This is a genomic window from Bacteriovorax sp. DB6_IX (genome assembly GCF_000447775.1).
Lineage (GTDB): Bacteria > Bdellovibrionota > Bacteriovoracia > Bacteriovoracales > Bacteriovoracaceae > Halobacteriovorax_A.
In genome coordinates this window covers 1-211 of record NZ_AUNJ01000436.1, presented here as the reverse complement: position 1 = coordinate 211, position 211 = coordinate 1, and the positions used below count along the sequence as shown (strand labels likewise).

The following is a 211-nucleotide window of genomic DNA, read 5'->3' as shown; positions in this document are numbered from 1 at the left end:
GCTGATGTACCAAAATCAATATCATCAATCATTTCAGCTTGAACTTTTTCCGTCTTAGTACTCGATTTCGTACTTGGCTTCTGGTTTGGCAATTGCCCTAAAAGAGCGACAGCTTCTTCAAATTCACTCTTGAGAGAGTTTCCTTTACTAAAATGCGTATTTGCAATAAATTCCTTATTTACTCTGGCTTCAATCGACGCCGCATCAACAT

Annotated in this window: 1 protein-coding gene; it reads right to left on the bottom strand. The window is 38.4% G+C overall.

The genetic code is table 11. The features are described 5' to 3' along the window. Window positions 1–211: hypothetical protein (locus M901_RS13535; protein ID WP_034722307.1), on the bottom strand; the 211-nt coding region annotated here is incomplete at both ends.